The sequence below is a fragment of the Streptomyces sp. NA04227 genome, from assembly GCF_013364195.1.
GTDB lineage: Bacteria > Actinomycetota > Actinomycetes > Streptomycetales > Streptomycetaceae > Streptomyces.
Genome location: NZ_CP054918.1, coordinates 3,978,051 through 4,002,368, shown reverse-complemented (window position 1 = coordinate 4,002,368; position 24,318 = coordinate 3,978,051). Strand labels below are relative to the sequence as shown.

At 68.2% G+C, this 24,318-nt stretch carries 22 protein-coding genes; 9 read left to right on the top strand and 13 right to left on the bottom strand.

Annotated elements, in window-relative coordinates; all coding sequences use genetic code 11:
* The first annotated feature begins 214 nt into the window (after positions 1 to 214).
* Positions 215 to 1,480, top strand: a complete 1,266-nt coding sequence (locus HUT18_RS16995; RefSeq protein ID WP_176101492.1) for a phosphatase PAP2 family protein — start codon at positions 215 to 217, stop codon at positions 1,478 to 1,480.
* Here HUT18_RS16995 and HUT18_RS16990 read toward each other — a convergent pair.
* The 3 genes from HUT18_RS16990 to HUT18_RS16980 form a co-directional block, all read right to left on the bottom strand.
* A complete protein-coding gene (locus HUT18_RS16990; RefSeq protein ID WP_176101491.1) occupies positions 1,462 to 2,388 on the bottom strand; it encodes an alpha/beta fold hydrolase in 927 nt (308 codons plus the stop codon). The two genes, HUT18_RS16995 and HUT18_RS16990, sit on opposite strands and share 19 nt — an antisense overlap.
* A complete protein-coding gene (locus HUT18_RS16985; RefSeq protein ID WP_176101490.1) occupies positions 2,385 to 2,975 on the bottom strand; it encodes a TetR/AcrR family transcriptional regulator in 591 nt (196 codons plus the stop codon). Before HUT18_RS16985 ends, HUT18_RS16990 begins: the two co-directional genes overlap by 4 nt.
* A gap of 174 nt (positions 2,976 to 3,149) precedes the next feature.
* On the bottom strand, positions 3,150 to 4,145 hold the full coding sequence (locus HUT18_RS16980) for a helix-turn-helix domain-containing protein (RefSeq protein WP_176101489.1): 996 nt from the start codon (positions 4,143 to 4,145) through the stop codon (positions 3,150 to 3,152).
* A 202-nt stretch (positions 4,146 to 4,347) separates the two neighbouring features.
* On the opposite strand from HUT18_RS16980, the gene HUT18_RS16975 reads away from it, so the two are divergent.
* Entirely contained in the window at positions 4,348 to 5,451 is a 1,104-nt protein-coding gene (locus HUT18_RS16975; protein WP_176101488.1) for a trans-acting enoyl reductase family protein, read from the top strand.
* Between the two features lie 64 nt (positions 5,452 to 5,515).
* Here HUT18_RS16975 and HUT18_RS16970 read toward each other — a convergent pair whose 3' ends face one another.
* The 3 genes from HUT18_RS16970 to HUT18_RS16960 form a co-directional block, all read right to left on the bottom strand.
* Positions 5,516 to 6,349: a PIG-L family deacetylase gene (locus HUT18_RS16970; protein WP_176101487.1), complete on the bottom strand. Its 834-nt coding sequence runs from the start codon at positions 6,347 to 6,349 to the stop codon at positions 5,516 to 5,518.
* Between the two features lie 460 nt (positions 6,350 to 6,809).
* Positions 6,810 to 7,205 carry a hypothetical protein gene (locus HUT18_RS16965; RefSeq protein WP_176101486.1) on the bottom strand — a complete coding sequence of 132 codons (396 nt, stop codon included), beginning with the start codon at positions 7,203 to 7,205 and terminating at the stop codon, positions 6,810 to 6,812.
* The gene (locus tag HUT18_RS16960) at positions 7,202 to 7,555 is read right to left on the bottom strand and encodes a hypothetical protein (protein WP_176101485.1); all 354 of its coding nucleotides are present in this window, start codon (positions 7,553 to 7,555) and stop codon (positions 7,202 to 7,204) included. Before HUT18_RS16960 ends, HUT18_RS16965 begins: the two co-directional genes overlap by 4 nt.
* Before the next feature lie 88 nt (positions 7,556 to 7,643).
* Between HUT18_RS16960 and HUT18_RS16955 the strand changes: the two genes are divergently transcribed.
* Positions 7,644 to 8,018 (top strand): hypothetical protein, encoded by a 375-nt coding sequence (locus HUT18_RS16955; RefSeq protein ID WP_176101484.1) that lies wholly within the window; start codon positions 7,644 to 7,646, stop codon positions 8,016 to 8,018.
* A 293-nt stretch (positions 8,019 to 8,311) separates the two neighbouring features.
* On the opposite strand, the gene dnaB is transcribed toward HUT18_RS16955, so the two are convergent.
* On the bottom strand, positions 8,312 to 10,786 hold the full coding sequence (gene dnaB / locus HUT18_RS16950) for a replicative DNA helicase (RefSeq protein WP_303246544.1): 2,475 nt from the start codon (positions 10,784 to 10,786) through the stop codon (positions 8,312 to 8,314).
* Between the two features lie 461 nt (positions 10,787 to 11,247).
* Here dnaB and HUT18_RS16945 point away from each other — a divergent pair, with 461 nt between their 5' ends.
* Entirely contained in the window at positions 11,248 to 12,585 is a 1,338-nt protein-coding gene (locus HUT18_RS16945) for an MATE family efflux transporter (RefSeq protein ID WP_176101483.1), read from the top strand.
* 201 nt (positions 12,586 to 12,786) lie between these two features.
* Here HUT18_RS16945 and rplI read toward each other — a convergent pair whose 3' ends face one another.
* The 4 genes from rplI to rpsF form a co-directional block, all read right to left on the bottom strand.
* Positions 12,787 to 13,233 carry a 50S ribosomal protein L9 gene (rplI, locus tag HUT18_RS16940; protein WP_176101482.1) on the bottom strand — a complete coding sequence of 149 codons (447 nt, stop codon included), beginning with the start codon at positions 13,231 to 13,233 and terminating at the stop codon, positions 12,787 to 12,789.
* Between the two features lie 18 nt (positions 13,234 to 13,251).
* Positions 13,252 to 13,488: a 30S ribosomal protein S18 gene (gene rpsR, locus HUT18_RS16935; protein WP_003949403.1), complete on the bottom strand. Its 237-nt coding sequence runs from the start codon at positions 13,486 to 13,488 to the stop codon at positions 13,252 to 13,254.
* 45 nt (positions 13,489 to 13,533) lie between these two features.
* Positions 13,534 to 14,127, bottom strand: a complete 594-nt coding sequence (locus tag HUT18_RS16930; protein ID WP_176101481.1) for a single-stranded DNA-binding protein — start codon at positions 14,125 to 14,127, stop codon at positions 13,534 to 13,536.
* 73 nt (positions 14,128 to 14,200) lie between these two features.
* Positions 14,201 to 14,491: a 30S ribosomal protein S6 gene (gene rpsF / locus HUT18_RS16925; RefSeq protein WP_073787253.1), complete on the bottom strand. Its 291-nt coding sequence runs from the start codon at positions 14,489 to 14,491 to the stop codon at positions 14,201 to 14,203.
* A 296-nt stretch (positions 14,492 to 14,787) separates the two neighbouring features.
* Between rpsF and HUT18_RS16920 the strand changes: the two genes are divergently transcribed.
* The 3 genes from HUT18_RS16920 (at position 14,788) to HUT18_RS16910 (ending at position 17,543) form a co-directional block, all read left to right on the top strand.
* Positions 14,788 to 15,102 carry a hypothetical protein gene (locus tag HUT18_RS16920; RefSeq protein ID WP_176101480.1) on the top strand — a complete coding sequence of 105 codons (315 nt, stop codon included), beginning with the start codon at positions 14,788 to 14,790 and terminating at the stop codon, positions 15,100 to 15,102.
* A gap of 174 nt (positions 15,103 to 15,276) precedes the next feature.
* Positions 15,277 to 16,398 (top strand): peptidoglycan bridge formation glycyltransferase FemA/FemB family protein, encoded by a 1,122-nt coding sequence (locus tag HUT18_RS16915; RefSeq protein ID WP_176101479.1) that lies wholly within the window; start codon positions 15,277 to 15,279, stop codon positions 16,396 to 16,398.
* Positions 16,399 to 16,511: 113 nt separating this feature from the next.
* Complete coding sequence (locus tag HUT18_RS16910) at positions 16,512 to 17,543, top strand: alanine racemase (protein ID WP_176101478.1); 1,032 nt, start codon at positions 16,512 to 16,514, stop codon at positions 17,541 to 17,543.
* 114 nt (positions 17,544 to 17,657) lie between these two features.
* Here the strand turns inward: HUT18_RS16910 and HUT18_RS16905 are convergent, their stop codons facing one another.
* Together HUT18_RS16905 and HUT18_RS16900 are read right to left on the bottom strand one after the other, a co-directional pair.
* Positions 17,658 to 19,160, bottom strand: coding sequence for a glycosyltransferase family 87 protein (locus HUT18_RS16905; RefSeq protein WP_176101477.1), 1,503 nt, complete (start codon positions 19,158 to 19,160; stop codon positions 17,658 to 17,660).
* Between the two features lie 127 nt (positions 19,161 to 19,287).
* Complete coding sequence (locus HUT18_RS16900) at positions 19,288 to 21,975, bottom strand: transglycosylase domain-containing protein (RefSeq protein ID WP_176101476.1); 2,688 nt, start codon at positions 21,973 to 21,975, stop codon at positions 19,288 to 19,290.
* Between the two features lie 387 nt (positions 21,976 to 22,362).
* Between HUT18_RS16900 and HUT18_RS16895 the strand changes: the two genes are divergently transcribed.
* The gene (locus HUT18_RS16895) at positions 22,363 to 23,043 is read left to right on the top strand and encodes a PadR family transcriptional regulator (protein ID WP_176101475.1); all 681 of its coding nucleotides are present in this window, start codon (positions 22,363 to 22,365) and stop codon (positions 23,041 to 23,043) included.
* A gap of 59 nt (positions 23,044 to 23,102) precedes the next feature.
* Entirely contained in the window at positions 23,103 to 24,185 is a 1,083-nt protein-coding gene (locus HUT18_RS16890; RefSeq protein ID WP_176101474.1) for an inositol-3-phosphate synthase, read from the top strand.
* Positions 24,186 to 24,318: the final 133 nt, after the last annotated feature.

The window sequence follows — 24,318 nt, the reverse complement described above, 5'->3', positions numbered from 1 at the left end:
TTAACATGTTCGAACTCACGACGATCGCCCGCATCGCCTGCCTTTCACGGAAAACCGTGTCAACAAGCACCGCGAGTAACCGAGTTACCCCATACCTACCAAATCGGCCAGACAATTGATATCCACACCATCACGCACCATTTCTCGAATAAGCGACAAAATAGCCCTGGTTGCGCGGCGCCAGCCACGGGCGGCGCTTTGGGCCACGGCCGGTGTGATAGCCCTCGGATTTCTCGTCGCGCTGGAGATCGCCGCACGCGGCTACGGCCTGCCGGGGCCGATGACAACGCAGGCACAAGAGGTGATATTCGCCCCCAAATCGGGCCCGCTGCTCTACGCGAGCATGGCGCTGATGATGGTGGTGCTCACCTGGCGGGAGCGCCTGGTCGCGGCCGGGGTGGCGATCGGTATCGACATCGTCTTCGCCCTGGTGCGATGGGCGCTCGACGCCGAGATGATGTTCGGCAACGGTGCGTTGTGGGTGATCCTGGGCTACGCGGTGATCGCCGTCACACGCCGCACCGGCCCGGAACGCGTCCTGCTGCTGAAGGGCGTCGGACTCGGCCTGCTGCTCGTCACCGGCCGCAAGACCGGTGACACCTGGCTGCTCATCACCTCCAAGACCCGCCCGATGGTGCTCGACCAGTACGTCGCGGTCGCCGACAACGCCCTGGGCAACCCGTCCTGGCTGGTGGGCCGGATCGTCCGGGCCAGCGGCCCGGTCGGCACCCACCTTCTCGACTGGGTCTACATACAGCTCGCGGTCGCCGCGGTCGTCGTCGCGCTGTACCAGCTGCGCCATGTCGCCGCCGATCGCCGCTTCCCGCGCCATCACCTGGTACGCACCTTCCTGGTGATAGGCCTCGTCGGGCCGAGCATCTACATGATCTTCCCGGTGGTCGGACCGATCTTCACCTACGGCACCGGCGCCTTCGGCACCGGCGGTGAGCACTGGGCCCTGGCCAACATCTGGCCGGACACACCACCACCGCTCACCGACCCGCAGCCGTTCACGTACGACGGGATAACCCCCCGCAACTGCATGCCCAGCCTGCACACGGCATGGGCCACCGTGCTCTTCGTCCACTCCCGCACCGGCCCCCGGCTCCTGCGCTACGCCGGCACGTTCTGGCTGGTCGCCACCCTCGGCGCCACCCTCGGCTTCGGCTACCACTACGGCGTGGACCTCATCGCCGGCGTGGTGTTCGCCCTCACCATCGAGGCGGCCCTGCGCGCCCAGGCCCGCGGCTGGGACCACACCGCCCTCCGCCTCGTCGCCTACGGCACCGTCGTCTTCGCCGCCCTTCTGCTCTCGTACCGCTACCTGCCGACCGAGATGGCCGCCCACCCCTGGACGTCCGGCCCGCTGCTCCTGCTGGCGATGGGCTCGGTGATCTACGGCTACGTACGGACGACGAAGGCATGGGAACCGAAGGCCGCACCCGTACCGCGGCGGGAGCCTCAGCCCGAGCTGGTGTGAGGGACGCCCGCGGCTTCGCGGCCCGGCTGTCGGCCCCGGACGCCGAACGCCTCCCTCAGGTGTTCTCCGAATGCGGCGGGGTGCGTGGTCAGGCCGATGTGCCCGCCGGGGAAGTGCCGCAGCTCGTTGCCGAGACGCTCGGCCAGGAACGCGGCCGCACGGTAGGGGAGTTCGCCGCGCGAGTCCCGGCCGCAGGCGAGGACCAGCCGGTCCGACAGGGCCTCCAGCCGCCGGATGTCCGGGCGGTAGGCCATGAAGGCGGGAACGATACGGCCGACGAAGTACGGCAGATCGGCCAGCGTCCGCTCGGCCCGCCCCGCCGCTTGTGGCGGAAGCCTGCTCTCGGCCCTCTGCTCAACGCTGTCACCTTTATCCTTGTTATCCCCTTTGTCGCCGCTGTCGCCGTCCCTCCTCAGCCCCGCGGCGAACACGGTCATCGCCGGGCCGAGTCCCTGGCTGTGGAACGTCTCCCGCACGCGGGCGAGGAGGGCGCGATGCGCGGCGGCGTCCGGCAGAACCTCCACCACCGGCGGCTCGTGCACCACCACGCGTGCGACGCGTTCGGGATGGGTGGTGAGCAGATGCAGAGCGGCGATCCCGCCCGAACTGGCGCCGAACACCCGGGCGGGCTCACCGGGCGACAGCCGTTCCAGCACGCACAGCGCGTCCTCGGCGTGCGCGGACACGGACTGCTCGGCCTCGGGGTCGTCCAGTGCGCTGCGGGACATGCCGCGCGGGTCGTAGGTCGCGACGGTGTGTTCGGCGGCCAAGGCGTCGGCGACGCCGTCGAAGGCGGCCGCCCCGCCCGTTCCGCCGGGGATCAGCAGCAGGAGCGGGCCCCGGCCGCGTACTTCGTAGTGCAGGAGCGCGCCGCTGACGCGCAGGCTCCCGGTGGTCGGCTCGGTCATGTGCGATCCCCTTCGGCGGCGGGCCAGTTCTCCAGGAGGGCGTGCAGAGCGTCCAGGGCCCGGACCCACGACTCCCGCGGGGCACGCTCGTGCGCGAAGCCGCCGGCCGCTTCCAGGGCAACGAACCCGTGGAACGTACTGCGCAACAGCCGGACCGCGTCGGTCAGATCGGGCTCGGCCAGCCCGTAGCCGCGCAGCATGCCGTACGTCAGCTCGACCGCGCGGCGCGGTCCGGGCGCTCGCGCGACCAGCTCCGGGTCGATCTCGATCGGAGTCTGGGTGGCCGTGTAGCGCCCCGGGTGCTGCTGCGCGTACTCCCGCCAGGCGTTCGCGTAGGCGACCAGCGCGTCCTTGCCCGAGCGCCCGGCCATCGCCATCGCGATCCGGACGGTCTTCTCGTCCGCCGCCTGCAGCGCGATCCGGCCGCGCAGGTCTTCCAGACCGCGGACGTGCGCGTAGAGACTCGCGTCCTTCACGCCCAGCCGCCGCGCCACCTGCGACATGGTCACCTTGTCGAGCCCGACCTCGTCGGCCAGCTCGGCACCCATGGCCGTTACCCGCTCCGCTGTCAGCCCCGCTCGCACCATGTGTCCCCTGCCCTCCCGCCCTTCTGGCGTCCCCACTAGTCCCTACTAGTTCCTAATAGCTCTAGATATATCCTAGGGGTATTAGGAAGAGCCAATCGCGGGTGCCTTCGCCGGGTCCGCTCAGCCCACTCAGCCCACTCAGCCCACTCCGTCCGTTCAGTCCGCTCAGTCCGCTCACCGGGTCTTCGCCCCCGGCGCCACGCGGGCCGCCTCCGGCTCCGCCGTGCGGCCCGCTCCCGTGCGGAAGGTCCGGCGGTAAGTGTCCGGCGGGACGCCGAGGGTGCGGTTGAAGTGGCGGCGCAGGGTGGTGGCGGTGCCCATACCTGTGGCCGTGGCGATGGTGTCGACGCTGTCGTCGGTCTTCTCCAGGAGTTCCTGGGCGTGCCGGATGCGCTGCGCGAGGAGCCATTGCAGCGGCGTGGTGCCGGTGGCCGCGCGGAAGTGGCGGCCCAGGTGGCGTGAGCTCATACCGGCCCGGCGGGCTAGGTCCTCCACGGTCAGCGGCTGGTCGAGGCGTTCGATGATCCAGGGGAACAGGGAGGTCAGGGGGTGGCCGTCCTCGTCGGGCACGGGGGCGGTGACGAACTGGGCCTGGCCGCCGGACCGGTGCGGTGGCACGACCAGGCGGCGGGCGACGGTGTTGGCGATCGCCGAGCCGTAGTCGAGCCGGACGAGGTGCAGGCACAGGTCCAGGGCCGCGGCCTTGCCCGCCGAGGTGAGCACGCTGCCGTTGTCCACGTAGAGCACGTCCGGGTCGACCTCCACCTCGGGATGGCGGGCGGCCAGGACGTCGGTGTGCGCCCAGTGCGTGGTGGCACGCCCGCCGTCCAGGACACCGGCCGCGGCCAGTACGAACGCGCCCGTGCAGAGGGAGACCACGCGCGCACCGCGTTCCCGGGCCGCGCGCAGCGCGTCGACCAGATCGGCGGGCGGGGCCACGTCGACGTCGGCCCAGCCGGGGACGATCACCGTGTCGGCGCTCGGGAGGCGGTCGAGGCCGTGGTCGGGCGCCAGTTGAAAAGGGCCGAAGGACACGGTGTCCGGCCCGCAGACCATGAGGTCGTACCAGGGGACGGTGACCGCGTCCGGCGCGGAGCCGAAGACCTCGTAGGCCACCGACAACTCGAAGTGCAGCATCCCGTCGGTGACGGCCAGCGCGACAGATCTCATGTCCGTAATTGTACGAGGCATGTCGTTCCGGACACTCACTGTTGCCTGTTCAACCAGATCAGGATGGTTCCAGTTGATCAGCCATCAGCCATCGGCAATCGGCAATCGGCAAGCGGCGATTGCCGGTCGGAGGTGGTCGGTCGGCGGTCAACAACCGGCAATCACCTGTCGGTTGAAGCACAGCACTCAAGGAGACGACGTCATGGCAGCAGGACAGACAGTCACGGTCTACGGCGCCTACGGGCACACCGGCCGCTTCGTGGTGGCACACCTGCGCGAGCGTGGATTCGTCCCGGTCCTGGCCGGGCGCGACGCCCACAAGCTCCGCACACTCGCGGACCGGCACCCCGGACTCGACGTCCGCCCCGCATCCGTCGACGACCCGGCGGCACTGGACCACGCGCTGACCGGCTCGGCGGCCGTCATCAACTGCGCGGGCCCCTTCGCCACCACGGCCGCACCCCTGATCGAAGCCGCACTGCGCGCCACCATCCCCTACGTCGACGTGGCGGCCGAGATCGAGGCCAACGCCGACACCTTCGCGCACTTCACGGACCGCGCCCGCGAGCGGGGCGCGGTGATCGTCCCCGCGATGGCCTTCTACGGCGGCCTCGGCGACCTGCTCGCCACCGCCGCGATGGGCGACTGGACCAAGGCCGACGAAGCCCACATCGCCTACGGGCTGAACGGCTGGCACCCCACGGAGGGGACGCGCCTCGCGGGCAAGGTCTCCGTCGAACGGCGCGGCGGCCGCCGAGTCCGCTTCACCAAGGGGCAGTTGGAGTACCACACCGACGACCTGCCCACCCTTCAGTGGCACTTCCCCGACCCGGTGGGCCCCCGGCCGGTCATCGGCGAGTTCACGATGGCCGACGTCGTCACCATCCCCAGCCACCTGCCCATCCCCGAGGTGCGCACCTACATGACGACCGAGGCGGCCGACGGCGTGGTGGCCGCGGACTCACCGACCCCCACCGCCGTCGACGCCCACGGGCGCTCCGCACAGACCTTCCTCGTCGAGGTCGTCGTACGCTCCGGCGACACCGAACGCCGCGCCGTCGCCCACGGCCAGGACATCTACGCCGTCACCGCGCCCCTCGCCGTGGAAGCGGTCCACCGCATCCTGACCGGGCGGACCGCCGTGCGGACGACCGGAGAGGCCGCCGTACGGACGACCGGGGAGGCCGCCGGTCAGGCCGCCGGGCGGGCCACAGGGCTCGGCGTCACCTCGGCGGGCGCACTCTTCGACGCACCCGACTTCCTCCGCGCGCTGTCGCCGCACATCACGGTGGAACTGCACCCGTAGGGAGCGGGCGTGGCGGACCCGCTCCCTACGGTCGGTCGGTCGGGCAGGCGGGCAGGCGGGCGGATCAGCGCAGTCCGGCGAAGAGATCGTTCTCCGGTACGGCCGCGCCGGTGGCGTCCTGGACACGTACGAAGGTCTCCATGCCCATCAGCTCGCCGAACTTCTCCTTGCCCATCCTGAGGAAGAAGATGTTCTCGCCCTGACTGGCGTGCGCGGCCAACGCGTCGAACTTCTGACCGCTGAACGCGGTGGTGTCCACCCACGTGCTGATCTCGTCGTCGGGGAGGCCAATCTCGGCCAGCGCGGCGGCCTCGGCCGGATCCGGCTCCGGCATGTCCTCGTGAAACTCGCTCATGAGCTCGCCGAACCGCCGCACCATCGAGTGGGGCGCCGTGGTCCAGTACACCTTCGGCGTCAGCTCGGTCATCTCCAGCGCCGCCATCGTGATGCGGTGGGCCTGGATGTGGTCGGGGTGGCCGTAGAAGCCGTTCTCGTCGTACGTGACGACCACATCGGGCCGGTAGTGCCGCATGAGTTCCGCGAGCCGGGCCGCGCCTTCCGCCACGGGGGTCCGCCAGAAGGATCCGGGGGCGTCGTTGCTCGGCCAGCCCATCATCCCGGAGTCGGCATAGCCCAGCATCTCCAGATCACTGACCTTCAGGACCTCACAGCTCGCCTCGAGTTCCCGACGGCGCATCAAGGCGACCGCCGCCGGATCGTGACCGGGATCGTCCGGCTTGACACCCCCCGGTCCGTCACCGCAACCGCCGTCCGTACACGTCACGAGAACCGTGCGGATCCCCTCCGCCGCGTACCGCGCGAGGACCCCTCCGGTTCCGCTGGCCTCGTCGTCGGGGTGGGCGTGCACTGCCATGAGCGTCAAAGGCCGGTCAGTCATGAAACAGTCCTCCTGCGGAAAGCGGATAGCGGAAATACGTCTCGGTCCGAGTGCGCGGCGGGCGTACCGCGTCCTGGGGTCCGTCCTGGGGCCCGGATCCCTCCGGGACGGACGACCTCGTGGTCTCCGTGCGACCTTGTGGTCTCCGTGCCAGCTGCCCGTGTTACCCGCCCGTGCGGCGCAGGTCCCCCGGTCGGTGCAACTGTGCCGACCGGACCGGCTGTTCCCGGTGCGGCCGCCCGGTCTTCCGGACGTCGGCCTTGCAACGCCAATACGGAACACGGAACTCTGAGGCACTACGGCACTCGCGCCCCGGATGTAGGTTCTCGCTTTCGGTGTCATGCGCCGACGCTGTGACCTGGACGTTCCCCCTCAGTCTCACGACATGTCGGCAGGCGGCTGTCTCAGAGCGGTGTCATTTCCTCAGGCTGTCCAGCCGCCTCCACCACTGTCCAGGGCGTCACGAACCTGCATCGGCAGCCATCCGTTCCATCCACCCACGCACCTTCACTGCTCGCTCGATGCGGCTGACGATGTCCTTCTTGGACGCCGTGTCCAAGGTCTCCGGGATCTTGTCGAAGGTGTCGGGAAGAACGTCGAGGAGACCCCAGATCTGTTCGCCGGTGCTGACAGTCAGCAGTTGCTGGCACCTCCACTGCAGCGGCATTTCGGGACGGTGCGTGAGCCGCTGCACGAGCGTCGGGAACAGGTAGTGCGTCGCCATTGGGGCGAGGTGCTCTTGGAGCCAGTCGACCGGAAGGCGCTGACTGAAGCCGTGCATGGCGGCCTCCTGGGCCAGATCAAGGAGCTGAGCGGTGTCCACGGCTCGGATGGTGCGCGGAAGTGTCGGGGTCATGTCGCGATGATGCCAAGAAGCCTGTGCGGCGCCGAGACGTCAGATGAGCCGGGATGCTGCTGACGGGCAGGACCCCAGACTTCCTCGAACTCCTCGGAGGTGAGTTGTTCGGGGTGGTGGCCTTCCCATTCCGAGACGGGCAGCTCGGCTGTGATCCCGAACCTGCTGTCGTACTCATCGAGGTGGCCTGCGTCGCGGGCCCGCTGCCACTCGACGACGGAGGTAGCTGCGATCGGGGTCAGCTCAGGCCCTTGGAGTTCGACCTGCCGGATCACCCAGCCTTCGGCGTCGACCTCAAAGTAGAACCAGACATCTTCCTCGTCCCAGTAGCAGCGCATCCATGTCTTCACGCGCCCATGATGGCGGCGGTCTGCGCGCCAGCCGCTGTGGTGCCCAATTCCTGTGGATGGTCATCTGGACTACTGGGATGCTCCTGCTGTGACCACCACGACGAGCAAACTGCGGACCGACGCCGGATGGGACGGCCCCTATTACCGTGTCCTCGCCGAAGGATTCGAGGCACTGTTCCTCCCGAGTCCCGACGAGGTGCTCGATGAGGTCTGCAATGTGGATGTCGAGGTTCACCTCCCCGATGACTCCCGCTGGAGTGCGACGATCTTCACCCTCGCCGAGGTGGACCGGCTGATGATGAGGTGGGAGGGGACCGGAGAAGCGGCAGGGGGCCGGTGCTTCTGGTGCTCGGACGGGCTGATCGTTCGCGAACCTGGCATCCAAGGCATGGTGGGCGTGATCGCCAAGCTGCTTGCGTCGGGAGAGTTCGACGGAGCCTTTCATCGCCTTTCCGACGAATAGCTCTGAGCACCCTCCGTCCTAAGGGGGTCAGCGTCATGGCACGGCTGCAGCGACGCCGGTGTTACAGACGCAGGAACACCTTTCAACCCCACCACCGTGCCCACGAAAGCTGACCGTCGCTTCCATCCCCACTCCCGAGTTGGAGTTGCCCTCGGCAGCACGATGCTCCCGTCCAACACGCTGACGGGAGCACACCAGCAACGCGAATCTCAACTCAGTGTCGGATCCGACTTCGATCCGACATCGGCCGTGAGATTCCGACACGAAATTTGAGACCTTACACCGGACAAGCCCTACGTCTGCGCCATATCCACAAACCGCGAGTAGTGCCCCTGGAACGCCACCGTGATCGTCGCTGTCGGGCCGTTACGGTGCTTGGCCACGATCAGGTCCGCCTCGCCCGCGCGCGGGGACTCCTTCTCGTAGGCGTCCTCGCGGTGGAGCAGGATGACCATGTCGGCGTCCTGCTCGATGGAGCCACTCTCACGGAGGTCGGAGACCATCGGCTTCTTGTCGGTGCGCTGTTCCGGGCCACGGTTCAGCTGCGACAGGGCGATGACCGGGAGCTCCAGCTCCTTGGCGAGGAGCTTGAGGTTACGGGACATGTCGGAGACTTCCTGCTGACGGCTCTCGGCCCGCTTGGAGCCGCCGGACTGCATCAGCTGGAGATAGTCGATCACGACGAGCTTGAGTTCGTTGCGCTGCTTGAGGCGGCGGCACTTGGCCCGGATCTCCATCATCGACAGGTTCGGGGAGTCGTCGATGTAGAGCGGCGCGGCGGAGACGTCCGGCATCCGTCGGGCCAGACGTGTCCAGTCCTCGTCGGTCATCGTGCCCGAGCGCATGTGGTGCAACGCGACCCGCGCCTCGGCGGACAACAGCCGCATCGCGATCTCGTTGCGGCCCATTTCCAGCGAGAAGATCACGCTCGGCAGGTTGTTCTTGATGGACGCGGCGCGGGCGAAGTCCAGGGCGAGCGTCGAGTTGTGCGTGGGCACCATCGAGCGCGTGGCCAGGTACATGTGGTCGTCGTTGTCGACCTGGACGCAGCGGACCGGAACGCTCTCGATCAGCTCCACCTGCTCGATGTACCGCTGCGTCAGCCGCGGTGTGGCCTTCCGCCGACGCTCCTCGTGTACGCGCTGCTTGCGTTCCAGACCGAAGACGACGTCAGAGTCGGAAGGCGTGAAGTTGAGGTTGTAGGCGGTGGAGGACTCCGCGGAGCGCCCCTTGACCTGCCTGGTGGCCATGCCGCAGCGATAGCCGAGGCTGACGATGAGCTCACGGACCCCTTCGGCGAGGGCCCGGCTGGTGGAGGTGAACTGGACGGAGCCGGCGTTCGTGACGGTCCCGTCCGTGTCGAGCAGACCGGCGAGCAGCGCACGCCGCTGGGCGCGGGAGGCACGCAGATAGTCCTGCGGGATGTGCTTGTCGCCCAGCACGCCCATGCCATCCCGCGCCACCCGCTCCAGGACCTCGGCATCCGCGGAAGTGATCCGGGCGGCCGCGCTGTGACCGTCGCCCAGCCATGCACCCAGCGTGTAAGGCGCCACAGGCAGTTCGCGCTCGGGCAGGTCCACGGGTGCCGCGTTGCGGACCGAGTGGTTGATCCGGCCGTCGGTGAGGTGACGGACGGTCTCGGCGATCTCCTTCGTGGTTTTCACCGAGGGGTACGCACGTCGGCCGGGACCACTCTCCGACGCGGCCCGGCGGGACGCCCGGGTGTCCGTGAGCCACTGGTGCTCCGCGTCGGCGATCACAGTGGTGCCGTCGTCGAAGGTGAGGCGGTAGCAGGGTCGCCCGACCATGATGTCGGTGGCCGCGACGACGCGGGTGGGCCTGCCCTGGGCGTCGATCAGGTGGTCTCCCACCGTGACCTCACCCATGGTCGTCCACCCGGTCGGTGTCGGCAGCGGGGTGTCGAGGGCGAGGGCCTTGCCCATGGCCGGCCGCGCCGCGATCACGATCATCTGCCCGGGGTGCAGGCCGTTGGTCAGGGAGTCGAAGTCCGTGAAGCCGGTGGGGACTCCGGTCATCTCGCCGCTGCGGGAGCCGATCGCCTCGATCTCGTCGAGGGCGCCCTCCATGATGTCGCCGAGCGGCAGGTAGTCCTCGCTGGTGCGCTGCTCGGTGACGGCGTAGATCTCGGCCTGGGCGCTGTTGACGATCTCGTCGACGTCGCCGTCGGCCGCGTATCCCATCTGCGTGATACGGGTGCCGGCCTCCACGAGGCGGCGCAGTACGGCGCGTTCGTGGACGATCTCGGCGTAGTACTCGGCGTTGGCGGCTGTGGGGACGGTCTGCACCAGGGTGTGCAGGTAGGAGGCGCCGCCGACGCGGGTGATCTCGCCGCGTTTGGTGAGTTCGGCGGCGACCGTGATCGGGTCGGCGGGCTCGCCCTTCGCGTACAGGTCGAGGACGGCCTGGAAGATCGTCTCGTGCGCGGGCCGGTAGAAGTCGTGGCCCTTGATGACCTCGACGACGTCGGCGATGGCGTCCTTGGACAGGAGCATGCCGCCGAGGACGGACTGCTCGGCGTCCAGGTCCTGCGGGGGAACGCGTTCGAAGGCGGCCGGGCCGCCGCTGTCCCAGCCGGAGTCGTCCTGACCCCGGTCGTGTTGGTCCTCGCGCCCGCGCTGCCCGTTGTCGCGCCCGCGCCGGCCGTTGTCGCGGCCGCGTTGGTCGGTGTCGCGGCGCCGGGAGCCGGGCAGCCGTTCGCCGTCGCTGTCGGCCCAGGGGCCCTGGACGGGGGGTTCGGAAATGCTCACCGCCCGCCCCCTTTCTCTCGGCCGCCGGCTGGACCTCCGTGCCCCATCTTTCTTACGGCACGGCACTGACACACAGGGCACCCGACTCCACAGCGGACCGCGTCGGTTTTGTGCGCTTTCCGAGCGGCTCCGGGGAACGGGTGCCGCTCCACGGTAGGCCCCTCGGCACCGTCAGCCAATCTGGTTATCCACAGGTGGTGTGGATGAACGGCCTTACTCTGTGGAGAACCCCGCGAAACCTGTGCACGAGCCGGTGGACAGCCTTGTGAACAATGTTCAAGGTCATCCAGAGAACGGCCTCTGACCTGCTCATTCACCATCCACCGGCTGTGCAGAGAAGAAAGTTTTCCGCGCTGGGCGAGATCGTTTTGGTGGCCACCCGAGCGGCCGCGCGCACCGCACAGTGGTAATGACCACTGCGGCATTGCGTCTCTTACCTGTGGAAGATTACATTGATGCCCATGACACAGGCTCCCGCGGCGGCCGAGGCCGGCCCGAAACGGCACGACCGAGAGATCATCGCGCTGGCCGTCCCGGCCTTCGGAGCGCTGGTCGCCGAGCCCCTCTTCGTGATGGTCGACAGCGCGATCGTCGGCCATCTGGGCACCGCCCAACTCGCCGGACTCGGCATCGCCGCGAGCCTGCTCACCACCGGCGTCAGCATCTTCGTCTTCCTCGCCTACGCCACCACCGCCGCCGTCGCCCGCCGGGTCGGCGCCGGAGATCTGCGGGCGGCCATCCGCCAGGGCATGGACGGCATCTGGCTCGCCCTGCTGCTCGGCGCGGCGGTCCTGCTGTTCCTGCTGTGCACGGCCTCGGCACTGGTGGACCTCTTCGGCGCCTCGTCCACCGCCGCCCCGCATGCGACCACCTATCTGCGCATCTCGGCTCTCGGCATCCCCGCGATGCTCGTCGTCCTCGCCGCGACCGGTGTACTGCGCGGACTCCAGGACACCAGGACGCCGCTGTACGTCGCCGTCGCCGGTTTCGTGGCCAACGGGGTACTCAATGTCGTCCTGGTCTACGGCGCCGATCTCGGTATCGCGGGCTCGGCCTGGGGAACCGTTCTCGCGCAGTGGGGGATGGCGGCGGTCTACCTCGCCGTTGTGGTGCGCGGCGCCCGGCGGCACGGTGCCTCGCTGCGCCCGGACGCCGCCGGAATCCGCGCCTGCGCCCAGGCGGGCACGCCACTGCTGATCCGTACGCTCTCCCTGCGCGGCATCCTGATCATCACGACCACGGTGGCGGCCCGCCTCGGCGACGCGGATGTCGCCGCCCACCAGATCGTCCTCGCCCTGTGGAGCCTGCTGGCCTTCGCCCTCGATGCCATCGCGATAGCCGGGCAGGCCATCATCGGCCGTTATCTCGGCGCGGGCGACGCCAAGGGCGCGCGCGAGGCCTGCCGCCGCATGATCCAGTGGGGCATCGCCTCGGGAGCGGTACTGGGTGTGCTCGTACTGCTCGCCCGGCCCCTCTACATCCCGCTGTTCACCGGTGACTCCGCGGTCGAGGACACCGCCTTGCCCGCGCTGCTGCTGGTCGCCTTCGCCCAGCCGGTCTGCGGTGTGGTCTACGTACTCGACGGTGTGCTGATGGGTGCGGGCGACGGCCGCTATCTGGCCTGGGCCATGGTCCCGACGCTGGCGCTCTTCACCCCGCTCGCCCTGCTGATACCGGGATTCGGCGGCGGACTCACCGCCCTGTGGGCCGCACTGATCCTGACGATGGTGATACGGATGCTGACCCTCTGGCTCCGCAGTCGCTCCGGCCGGTGGATCGTCACCGGCGCCACCCGCTGACCGCTCGGGCGAAGGCGAGGGCGAGCGAAGACGGGCGAAGACGGGCGATGTTTCACGTGAAACGGCATCGCCGCACGCGGCTCGGGCGCCCGCCACCGCCGCTCAGCACCCGCCACGACAAGCACAGAGGCCGCACCCCCAGTGGGGATGCGGCCTCTGTGTGCGTTTCACCTGCGCCGAGCACAAGGCTCAGCAGCCGGATCAGGCAGCCACGACCTCGATGTTGACCTTGGCGGCCACCTCGGGGTGCAGACGCACGGACGTGGCGTGGGTGCCCAGGGTCTTGACGGGCGAGCCCAGCTCGATGCGGCGCTTGTCGACGTCGGGGCCACCGGAAGCCTTGATCGCCGAGGCGATATCGGCCGGGGTGACGGAACCGAAGAGACGACCGGCGTCGCCGGAGCGCACGGCCAGACGGACCTTGACGCCCTCGAGCTGTGCCTTGATCTCGTTGGCCTGCTCGATCGTCGCGATCTCGTGGATCTTACGAGCGCGACGGATCTGCTCGACGTCCTTCTCGCCACCCTTGGTCCAGCGGATCGCGAAGTTCCGCGGGATCAGGTAGTTACGGGCGTACCCGTCCTTGACGTCGACAACTTCGCCGGCGGCACCGAGGCCGGAGACCTCGTGGGTGAGGATGATCTTCATGAGTCGGTCACCCTTCCCTTATCGCGCGGTGGAGGTGTAGGGCAGCAGCGCCATCTCACGGCTGTTCTTGACGGCCGTGGCGACGTCACGCTGGTGCTGCGTGCAGTTGCCGGTCACGCGGCGGGCACGGATCTTGCCGCGGTCGGAAATGAACTTCCGCAGCATGTTCGTGTCCTTGTAGTCCACGTACGTGACCTTGTCCTTGCAGAATGCGCAGACCTTCTTCTTAGGCTTGCGCACAGGCGGCTTCGCCATGGTGTTTCTCCTGTGTGATCAAGAAGTGTGGGTACGTGCCCGCCCTTAGAAGGGGGGCTCGTCCGAGTAGCCGCCACCGGAGCCGGAGCCGCCGCCCCAGCCACCGCCGCCGCCCTGCTGCTGCTGACCGCCACCGGCCGGCGCGCTGGTCGCCCAGGGGTCGTCGGCGGGAGCGCCGCCGCCCTGCTGCTGACCGCCACCGGGGCCGTTGCCCCAGCCGCCGCCCTGCTGGCCGCCACCGCCGCCGTATCCGCCCTGGCCCTGGCCACCGCGGCCCGTGGTCTTGGTGACCTTGGCCGTGGCGTTCTTCAAGCTGGCGCCGACTTCCTCGACGTCGAGCTCGTAGACCGTGCGCTTGACTCCCTCGCGGTCCTCGTACGACCGCTGCTTCAGACGGCCCTGCACGATGACGCGCATGCCGCGCTGGAGCGACTCGGCGACGTTCTCCGCCGCCTGCCGCCACACCGAGCAGGTCAGGAACAGGCTTTCGCCGTCCTTCCACTCATTGGTCTGGCGGTCGAAGGTGCGAGGAGTGGACGCGACACGGAACTTCGCGACCGCCGCACCGGAAGGGGTGAAGCGCAGCTCGGGGTCGTCGACAAGATTGCCGACGACCGTGATGACGGTCTCGCCTGCCATGGGGGAACCTCTCGGCGGGGTTGCTGCTGGCTGCTTGTGCTGCTACTCGGTTCCCGAGCGACTGAGCCGGAGCTCAGTGGGTCTCGGGACGGAGGACCTTGGTCCGGAGGACCGACTCGTTCAGGTTCATCTGACGGTCGAGCTCCTTGACGATCGCGGGCTCGGCCTGCAGGTCGATGACCGAGTAGATGCCCTCGGGCTTCTTCTTGATCTCGTACGAGAGACGACGACGGCCCCAGGTGTCGACCTTCTCGACCTTTCCGTTGCCCTCACGGACGACGGAGAGGAAGTTCTCGATCAGCGGGGAGACAGCGCGCTCCTCGAGATCGGGGTCGAGGATGACCATCACTTCGTAGTGACGCATGTGGAACCCACCTCCTTTGGACTCAGCGGCCACGGTCGTTCCGTGGCAGGAGGGTCGTGATGCGTTCGCAACGGTATCGGCCGCCACTGACAAACGGCCCGAAAGGACGCTGTGAGCAGCACGGGGAGGGGTTCCCGCGGAGGTTTCCCGTGCGCGGGCTCCCGGCAGACACCGGTGCAGACGGTAAAGACTACCCGCAGCCACGGTTCCGGTTGAAATCCGGCCGCATCCGGCCGCAGTCTGTACGCATCGGATGTGACCGGCGCTACGATGCGCCGCTTCCGTCGGGAGGTGCCATGGCACACGCAGTGCGACGCAACCCCTCAGCCTCGCTCCTGAACACCGATCATCGTCCGCATCCACTCCAGGACACGCTCCTCGCGGCGACTCTGGTCCTCGGCGCGATCGCGATCATCTCGTCGATCTTCGACAGCCTCCACCTGCTCAGCTCGTGGACCGGTCTGATCGGGATCCTGACGGCCGCGTACGGCCAGTTCGTCTCGGTGACCACCAGGGAGCGGTTCGGGCTCATCGTCGGGCTCGTCGCCTCGGCGGTGGGGTTCTACATCGGCATGGCACACGGCGGACTCTTCGGCGGCGTACTCGGCTGAGCACGTCCCGGGGCGCCCTGCGGCGTTCCCGGCCCGCCCCGGTTCCCCGCGACTTGCGCGTGGGGACCGGGGCAAGTCCCGTGCGGCCGGACCGAGCTGTGGGGCGGCGCAGTAGGCTTCGCGCGAGAGCCGGAGCCCCTGCCCGGGGGACACACCAGCCGAGGAGCACCCCGAATGAGCCTGACCCTGCGGACCATCAGCCGAGAGCAGCATCTGGCCTACATCCAGAGCCTGCCGTCGGCAAGCCACTGCCAGGTTCCGGCGTGGGCGGACGTCAAGAGCGAATGGCGTGCGGAGAACCTCGGGTGGTTCGACGAGCGCACCGGCCAGCTCGTCGGTGTGGGTCTGGTGCTGTACCGGCAGCTGCCGAAGGTCAAGCGGTACCTCGCGTATCTGCCCGAGGGCCCGGTGATCAACTGGTACGCGCCCAACCTGGACGAGTGGCTGCGCCCGATGCTCGCGCACCTCAAGAAGCAGGGCGCGTTCTCCGTGAAGATGGGCCCGCCGGTGGTCATCCGGCGCTGGCAGGCGCCGACGATCAAGAAGGGCATCCAGGACCCGGACGTCAAGCGGCTGCGCGACATCGAGGCCGACCTGATCGAGCCGCGCGCCTTCGAGGTCGCGGACCGGCTGCGGCGCATGGGCTGGCAGCAGGGCGAGGACGGCGGCGCCGGTTTCGGCGACGTCCAGCCGCGTTACGTGTTCCAGGTGCCGCTGGCCGACCGCTCGCTCGAGGACGTCCAGAAGGGCTTCAACCAGCTCTGGCGCCGCAACATCAAGAAGGCCGAGAAGGCCGGTGTCGAGGTGGTCCAGGGCGGCTACCAGGACCTGGAGGAGTGGCAGCGCCTCTACGAGATCACCGCGATCCGGGACAAGTTCCGGCCGCGCCCGCTGGGTTACTTCCAGCAGATGTGGCGCACCCTGAACACCGAGGACCCCAACCGGATGCGGCTGTACTTCGCGCGGCACAACGGCGTGAACCTGTCCGCGGCGACGATGCTCGTGGTCGGCGGCCATGTCTGGTACTCCTACGGGGCCTCCGACAACATCGGCCGTGAGGTGCGTCCGTCGAACGCGATGCAGTGGCGGATGCTGCGCGACGCCTACGCGCTGGGCGCCTCCGTGTACGACCTGCGCGGCATCTCGGACTCCCTGGACGAACAGGACCATCTCTTCGGCCTGATCCAGTTCAAGGTGGGTACGGGTGGTGAGGCGGCCGAGTATCTCGGTGAGTGGGACTTCCCGCTCAACAAGTTGCTCCACAAGGCGCTCGACATCTACATGTCCCGTCGCTGAACCCGTCGCTGCCTACGGCGTGTTCACACGTCGGGGGCACAATGTCTCGCTGAGACCTCGTACTAGCTGAGACCTCGTACTGCACGCAGACCAGAAAGGTTCCGGGACCGGCCATGGCGCTCACGCTGTATGTCGACACCGCGCGCTGGCGGGCACACCACAAGCACGTGCTGGAGCAGTTCCCGGGCATTGTTCCGGTCTGCAAGGGCAACGGCTATGGCTTCGGGCACGAACGGCTGGCCGAGGAGGCCACCCGTTTCGGCGCGGATGTGCTGGCGGTGGGCACCACCTACGAGGCCGCCCGGATAAAGGATTACTTCAGCGGCGACCTGATGGTGCTGACGCCGTTCAGGCGCGGCGAGGAGCCCGTTCCGCTGCCGGACCGGGTGATCCGCTCAGTCTCGTCGGTGGACGGGGTGCACGGCCTGGTGGGGGCCCGTGTGGTCATCGAGGTGATGTCCTCGATGAAGCGGCACGGGGTGAGCGAGCAGGAGCTGCCGCATCTGCACGCCGCCATCGAGGACGTGCGCCTGGAGGGCTTCGCCATCCATCTGCCGCTAGACCGCACCGACGGTTCGGACGGGGTGGAGGAGGTCATCGGCTGGATGGACCGGCTGCGCGCCGCCCGGCTGCCGCTGCACACCATGTTCGTGAGCCACCTCAAGTCGCCCGAACTCGCCCGGCTCCAGCAGCAGTTCCCGCAGACCCGGTTCCGTGCGCGCATCGGCACCCAGCTGTGGCTGGGCGACCACGACGCCACCGAGTACCGCGGTGCGGTCCTCGACGTGACCCGGGTCGCCAAGGGTGACCGCTTCGGCTACCGCCAGCAGAAGGTGCCCGCGGACGGCTACCTGGTGGTCGTGGCAGGCGGCACTTCGCACGGCGTGGGTCTGGAGGCGCCGAAGGCGCTGGGCGGTGTGATGCCGCGCGCCAAGGGCGTGGCCCGCGCCGGACTCGCGACCGTCAACCGCAACCTCTCGCCGTTCGTGTGGAGCGCGAAGCAGCGCTGGTTCGCCGAGCCCCCGCACATGCAGGTGTCCATCCTGTTCGTGCCCTCCGACGCCTCGGAGCCCACCGTGGGCGACGAACTGGTGGCCCATCTGCGGCACACCACCACCACGGTCGACCGGGTGGTCGACCGCTAGACGGGCCGCGTGCCGCTCCCACCGGGCGGCCGCACAAAGGCATCGGGCCTGCCGCACGGAACCGTGCGGCAGGCCCTTCGCATGCGGTGGGGTGCCACGGGGCAGCGCCGAAGGTCAGCGCCAGGACGCGTCGGAGCCCCAACTCACCTGTCCGTACGGCGTCTCCTGACCGTGTGCGGCCTTGCGGGCGCGTGCGGCAGGGCCGAGTACGACGACGTCCTCGGCGCCGTCCAGGACGCCGCCAGAGGGGTCGTCGTCGCCCGCGCGCCGTACCGGGTCCCGCTCCGGCCACAGGATGTCCCGTACGACGAGGGCGCACAGGTAGAGCGTGCCGAGCAGGTGGACCACGATGACGAAGTGGTAGCCGTCGGTCGGGAGTCCCCGCTGCTTGTCGCCGCTGGTCGTGTAGGCGAGGTACATCCAGATCCCGAGGAAGTACGCGACCTCACAGGCCTGCCAGACCAGGAAGTCGCGCCAGCGGGGGCGGGCCAGTACGGCGAGCGGGATGAGCCAGAGCACGTACTGCGGGGAGTAGACCTTGTTGGTGAGGATGAAGACCGCGACGATCAGGAAGGCCAGCTGCGCGAAGCGCGGTCGGCGCGGTGCCATCAGCGTCAGTGCCGCGATACCGAGTGCCCCGAGCAGATTGAGGGCCATCGCCAGGTTGTTTACGGTCTCCGTACTGAACGGCTTGTCCATGTTGTGCGAGAGGATCAGCCAGAACGAGCCGAAGTCGACGCCGCGTTCCTGGCTGAAGGTGTAGAACTTCGACCACCCTTCCGGGGCGAGCAGCATCACCGGCAGGTTGACGACGAGCCAGGACCCGGCGGTCCCGAGCAGGGCGGTCACGTACTGTCTGCGCATTCCCGCCCGCAGACACAGCACGGCCAGGGGCCCGAGAAGGAAGACGGGGTACAGCTTCGCCGCCGTGGCGAGGCCGAGCAAGACCCCGAAGGCCAGCGCCCGGCCGCGGGACCACATCAGCATCGCCGCGGCCGTCAGAGCGACGGCCAGCAGGTCCCAGTTGATGGTGGCGGTGAGCGCGAGCGCCGGGGCCAGAGCCACGAGTAGCGCATCCCAGGGGCGGCGTCGGTGGATCCGGCTCACGCAGACCACCAGGATCACCGCGCAGGCCATCAGCATCCCGGCGTTGACCATCCAGTACCAGCGTTCCTGGTACTGAATGCTGCCGTCGTCCGGGGTCAGCCAGGAGGCCACCTCCATGAACACACCGGTGAGCACCGGGTATTCGAGGTACTCCATGTCGCCCTCGAACTTGTCGAAGTACGGCACCTTGCCGTCGTCGAAGCCACGGGCCTGGTAGAGGTGCGGAATGTCGGAGTAGCAGGCCTTGGTGTACTGCGTCCCCGCGCCGAAGAACCAGCCACCGTCGTAGCAGGGCGCCTTCTGCACCATGCCCAGGGCGAACATCCCGATCATCACCAGGGCGATCACCCGCACCGGCTGCCACCAGGACGTGCCGGTCAGCGCGCGCAGTCCCAGCGGTCCGCCGATCACCTCGCTGCCCGCCGCCGCGATCCCGTCCTCGCGGGTCGGCCGCACGGGCTCGCTCGGGGCCTCGGTGCCGCTGGAAGGAGTCATCTCTGCACGGGACATGGCGCCCATCCTGCCGTACGGCCCCCGGCATGCCACGAGGGCCGTCACACACCTGGTGTGACAGCCCTCGTTTCACGTGAAACACGACCGGTGAGGCGGCGGCCCGTGGCGACCTGCCCCGTGAGGATCAGCCGCCGTTGCCTCCGAAGAGGCCACCGTTGCCGTTCCCATTGCCGTTGCCTGGATCTGTCTCGGTGTCCGAGGGCGTCGGCGTCACTCCGCCATCGGCACCGCCGGGATCACCACCGCCGCCGGTATCGGTTCCGCCGTCCTCACCGCAGTTCCAGTCGAACGGATCACAGGTCTCCGTCGGCGTGGGATCGGGTGTCTCCGAGGGGCTCGGTTCTTCCTCGGTGGGACTTGGCGACTCGGTCGCGGTGTCACTCGGCGTGGGAGTGGGTGTCGGTGAGGGCACCGGGCCCACGACCTCACCCGTGTCCGTGGCTTCCGGGAATTCCTCCGGGACGTCCACGTCCTTCATGGCCTGGGCCATGAACTCCTTCCAGATCACCGCCGGAATGTCACCACCATGGATGGAGGGGACACCACCGGTGCCGTTCATGGAGAGGAGCTTGCCCTCCTTGGGGTCGGTACGGAACAGCGTGACGGCCGTGGACAGTTCCCGGGTGTATCCGACGAACCACGCGGACTTGTTCTTGTCCGTCGTACCGGTCTTGCCCGCCACCGGGAAGCCGATGTCCTTGACCTTCTTACCGGTGCCGTTCTGGACCACGTTCTCCAGTACCTCGGTCACGGTGTCCGCGGTGTTCGGGTCCATCGCGAGTTCCGACTTCGGCTTGTCGAACTCCGGCAGCGGCTTGCTGTCCTTGATGACCTTGGTGACCGAGTAGGGCTCGTAGTGCACACCCGAATTGGCGAAGGTCGCGTACGAGTCGGCCATCCGGATCGCGCTCGGCGTCGACGTACCCAGCGAGAACGAGGCGTTGTTGAGGTTGCCCTTGTCGAAGCTCTCCTCGAGGATGCCCGTCTTCTTCGCGAGGTCCCGTGTTTTGTCCAGGCCGACGTCGATGCCGAGCTGGACGAAGGGAGTGTTGATGGATTTCTCCATCGCCTTCGTCAAGGTGACGTTGCCGAAGGGCTCCGCGCTCTCGTTCTTCTGCCGGAAGGGCTCGCCGTCCGGTCCCTTGATCGGATCGCCGTTACGGTCCTTGATCACGATCAGGTCATTGCCGTTGTACCGGCTCTTCGGCGAGATGCCCTCCTCGCCGCTCTGGACCGTGCCGTGCTCCATGGCCGCGGCCAGGACCAGCGGCTTCCAGGTCGACCCGACCGGCACGCCCTTGGTGTTGGCGTTGTTGATGTAGTGGCCCTTGTCGTAACCGTCGCCACCGTAGAGCGAGACGATCGCTCCGGTCTTGGGGTCGACGGAGGCGCCGCCGAACTGCACCAGATCGTCGGTCTTCGGCCGCTTCTTGGGATCGAGGAAGTCCTTCTTCGTGGCCTGGACCGCCTTCTCCATCTGCGCCACCCTCTTCTTGTTGAAGGTGGTGTAGATGCGATAGCCGCCGCGTTCGAGCTGCTCGGCGGTGATGTCGCTCGTCTTGATGACGTAGTCCTTGGCGACATCGATCAGATAGCCGGTCTGGCCGGACAGCGTGGAGCCCTGCTTCTCCAGCTTGGGGAACTTGACGATCTTCGCCCGCTCCTGCGGCTTCATCCGGCCGACCTCGACCTCGCGGTCGAGGATCCACTTCCAGCGCGCCTCGGCCCGCTTCCTGTTGTCGTCCGGATTGGCCGCATTGCCGACCCCGCCGTCCGGGTTGTAGAGGTTCGGACCCTTCAGCATGCAGGCCAGGAAGACGCTCTGCTCCTCGGAGAGGTCCTTGGCGTCAACCTTGAAGTACGCCTGCGCGGCGGCCTGGATCCCATAGGCGTTGCGCCCGTAGTAGGCGCTGTTGAGGTAGCCGGCGAGGATCTCGTCCTTGTCCATCTTGGCGCCGACCTTGATGGAGATGAAGAGTTCCTTGGTCTTGCGGGAGAGGGTCTGGCTCTGGTCCAGGTACGTGTTCTTCACGTACTGCTGGGTGATGGTCGAACCACCCTGCGTCTCCCCGCCCTTCGCCATGTTGACGACGGCGCGCGCCACACCCATCGGGTCGACGCCCTTGTCGCTGTAGAACGAGGCGTTCTCGGCCGCGATCACGGCGTTCCGCATGGACTCCGGGATCTCCTCGAACCCGACGATCTGGCGGTTCGTCTCACCGCCGGTCGCGGCCATCTGCGTGTTGTCGTCCCAGTAGAAGACGTTGTTCTCGGCCTGCGCCGCGTCCTTGGCCTTCGGGATCTCCACCATCGAGTACGCGATGCCCGCGGCCGTCATCAGCCCGGCCATGAAGCCGAGGAAGGTACCGGTGACCAGCTTCCACGAGGGCACCCAGCGCTTGTAGCCCTGCTTGCCCGCTCGCGGGTAGTCGATGAAGCGCTTCTTGGGCGGGGGGCCGCCACGGCCCCTGCCGCGTCCGGGCCCACCAGGTCCGGACGGACCTCCCGGGCCACCACGTCCCGCGCCGCCCGCGGCGCCGCCGGCAGCTCCGCCACCGGCCTCGGCCCCACGCCTCTTGCCACGCCCGGCGTTCTTGGCTGCTTTGCGTGCCGCGGCTCGCCCCTGGTAGGGCTCCTGCGGGCTGCCTTGCGCTCCGGATCCGTACGGCGTCGCCGCAGCTCCGGCGGTACCCGAGGGCTCGGGTCCGCGCGGTTCCGCGCGATGTCCTGACGGTGTGCCGGAGGTGCCACGCCTGGCCGCGGCACGTCCGCCGCCGTGCGGCTGCGGCGGTTTGCGACGGTGCTCGCTCATCGAACGATTACTCCTCGGGCAGGCGCGTACGCCTGGAACGGCTGCGGATGTGCGGCTTCCCCCGAAGTGCGGGTGCTGCCTCGGTGGTCACGTCCCGCACAGCACCCAGGACGAGGACGCCGTCTGGCGTCACACGGTTCCCAGTGGTCTGCATGGCGCCCAGACTACGCACCGCCAAAACCCCCCTAACGTTGAACTTCGCACCAAACCAGGCAAGTTGCTTGGGACGAATCCAGATGTGACGCCGTTCACCAACCCCCCTCTTGTCGCATGCCTCGGTCCGTTCTATCGTCGTGATGTATCGAGTCGATACATCAGCGCGAGATAAGTAGCAGCGCGATGGGCGACGAGTCGGTGAAGTGCGGTGCAACGCGGAGGGGAGGCCCAGTGAGCAGGCGGTCCGGCATCCTCGAGTTCGCGGTGCTCGGCCTGCTGCGAGAGTCCCCCATGCACGGCTATGAGCTGCGTAAACGGCTCAACACCTCGCTCGGAGTCTTCCGCGCGTTCAGCTACGGTTCGCTGTATCCGTGTCTGAAGACTCTGGTGGCCAACGGCTGGTTGACAGAGGAACCCGGGAACTCCACGGAAGACGCTCTCGCCGCACCGCTCGCCGGGCGGCGCGCCAAGATCGTCTACCGGCTCACCGCGAGTGGCAAAGAGCACTTCGAGGAACTGCTCGCGCAGACCGGACCGGACGCGTACGAGGACGAGACCTTCGCCGCACGCTTCGCGTTCTTCGGTCAGACCTCGCGGGACGTGCGGATGCGCGTACTGGAGGGCAGGCGCAGCCGGCTCGAGGAGCGGCTGGAGAAGATGCGGACCTCGCTGGCCCGCACCCGGGAGCGGCTCGACGACTACACGCTGGAACTCCAGCGCCATGGCATGGAGTCCGTGGAGCGTGAAGTGCGCTGGCTCAACGAGCTGATCGAGAGCGAGCGGGCGGGACGCGACCAGCGCCGTACGGGGGCAGCCCCGGACCGGCAGGACGACACACAGGCAACGGGCGGTCGGCCCGGGCACCGGGGCGACAGCTCCCGGCCGGATCCGTCCGACGGCACCGCCACTTGAGGGTCTGCGTCCCGCAGAGCCTCAAACCAGGAACACCTAGAACACAGGGAGCAACCGGAATGGGATCGGTTCGTGTAGCCATCGTCGGCGTGGGCAACTGCGCCGCCTCGCTGGTGCAGGGCGTCGAGTACTACAAGGACGCCGACCCGGACAGCAAGGTCCCGGGCCTCATGCACGTGCAGTTCGGTGAGTACCACGTCAAGGACGTGGACTTCGTCGCCGCCTTCGACGTGGACGCCAAGAAGGTCGGACTCGACCTGGCCGACGCGATCGGTGCCAGCGAGAACAACACCATCAAGATCTGCGACGTGCCGAGCACCGGTGTGACCGTGCAGCGTGGCCACACCCTCGACGGTCTGGGCAAGTACTACCAGCAGACCATCGAGGAGTCCGCCGAGACCCCGGTCGACGTCGTCCAGGTCCTCAAGGACAGGCAGGTCGACGTCCTCGTCTGCTACCTGCCCGTCGGCTCCGAGGACGCGGCGAAGTTCTACGCCCAGGCCGCCATCGACGCCAAGGTCGCCTTCGTCAACGCCCTCCCGGTCTTCATCGCCGGCACCAAGGAGTGGGCCGACAAGTTCACCGAGGCCGGTGTCCCGATCGTCGGTGACGACATCAAGTCGCAGGTCGGCGCCACCATCACGCACCGCGTCATGGCGAAGCTGTTCGAGGACCGCGGTGTCCGCCTCGAGCGCACCATGCAGCTGAACGTCGGCGGCAACATGGACTTCAAGAACATGCTCGAGCGCGAGCGCCTGGAGTCCAAGAAGATCTCGAAGACGCAGGCCGTCACCTCGCAGATCCCCGACCGCGACCTGGGCGAGAAGAACGTCCACATCGGTCCCTCGGACTACGTGGCCTGGCTCGACGACCGCAAGTGGGCCTACGTCCGCCTCGAGGGCCGCGCCTTCGGTGACGTCCCGCTGAACCTTGAGTACAAGCTCGAGGTCTGGGACTCCCCGAACTCGGCCGGTGTCATCATCGACGCCCTGCGCGCCGCGAAGATCGCCAAGGACCGCGGCATCGGCGGCCCGATCCTCTCCGCGTCCTCGTACTTCATGAAGTCCCCGCCGGTGCAGTACTTCGACGACGAGGCCTACGAGAACGTCGAGAAGTTCATCAAGGGCGAGGTCGAGCGCTGACCAAAGCTCGGGCGGACCACCGGTTCCGCCGCTCCTGAGCACACCGAGGTCCCCGGGAACGCACGACGCCCGGGGACCTCGTGCGTTCCCGGGCCGTCCTGCCGCCGAAATCGTTCAACTGGGAACCTCCAAC

Coding starts and splice junctions, on each gene's coding strand:
- HUT18_RS16990 (WP_176101491.1), bottom strand. CDS start 2,388: ATGACCGAGCCGACCACCGGGAGCCTGCGCGTCAGCGGCGCGCTCCTG.
- HUT18_RS16985 (WP_176101490.1), bottom strand. CDS start 2,975: ATGGTGCGAGCGGGGCTGACAGCGGAGCGGGTAACGGCCATGGGTGCC.
- HUT18_RS16980 (WP_176101489.1), bottom strand. CDS start 4,145: ATGAGATCTGTCGCGCTGGCCGTCACCGACGGGATGCTGCACTTCGAG.
- HUT18_RS16975 (WP_176101488.1), top strand. CDS start 4,348: ATGGCAGCAGGACAGACAGTCACGGTCTACGGCGCCTACGGGCACACC.
- HUT18_RS16970 (WP_176101487.1), bottom strand. CDS start 6,349: ATGACTGACCGGCCTTTGACGCTCATGGCAGTGCACGCCCACCCCGAC.
- HUT18_RS16965 (WP_176101486.1), bottom strand. CDS start 7,205: ATGACCCCGACACTTCCGCGCACCATCCGAGCCGTGGACACCGCTCAG.
- HUT18_RS16945 (WP_176101483.1), top strand. CDS start 11,248: ATGACACAGGCTCCCGCGGCGGCCGAGGCCGGCCCGAAACGGCACGAC.
- rplI (WP_176101482.1), bottom strand. CDS start 13,233: ATGAAGATCATCCTCACCCACGAGGTCTCCGGCCTCGGTGCCGCCGGC.
- rpsR (WP_003949403.1), bottom strand. CDS start 13,488: ATGGCGAAGCCGCCTGTGCGCAAGCCTAAGAAGAAGGTCTGCGCATTC.
- HUT18_RS16930 (WP_176101481.1), bottom strand. CDS start 14,127: ATGGCAGGCGAGACCGTCATCACGGTCGTCGGCAATCTTGTCGACGAC.
- rpsF (WP_073787253.1), bottom strand. CDS start 14,491: ATGCGTCACTACGAAGTGATGGTCATCCTCGACCCCGATCTCGAGGAG.
- HUT18_RS16920 (WP_176101480.1), top strand. CDS start 14,788: ATGGCACACGCAGTGCGACGCAACCCCTCAGCCTCGCTCCTGAACACC.
- HUT18_RS16915 (WP_176101479.1), top strand. CDS start 15,277: ATGAGCCTGACCCTGCGGACCATCAGCCGAGAGCAGCATCTGGCCTAC.
- HUT18_RS16910 (WP_176101478.1), top strand. CDS start 16,512: ATGGCGCTCACGCTGTATGTCGACACCGCGCGCTGGCGGGCACACCAC.
- HUT18_RS16905 (WP_176101477.1), bottom strand. CDS start 19,160: ATGTCCCGTGCAGAGATGACTCCTTCCAGCGGCACCGAGGCCCCGAGC.
- HUT18_RS16900 (WP_176101476.1), bottom strand. CDS start 21,975: ATGAGCGAGCACCGTCGCAAACCGCCGCAGCCGCACGGCGGCGGACGT.
- HUT18_RS16890 (WP_176101474.1), top strand. CDS start 23,103: ATGGGATCGGTTCGTGTAGCCATCGTCGGCGTGGGCAACTGCGCCGCC.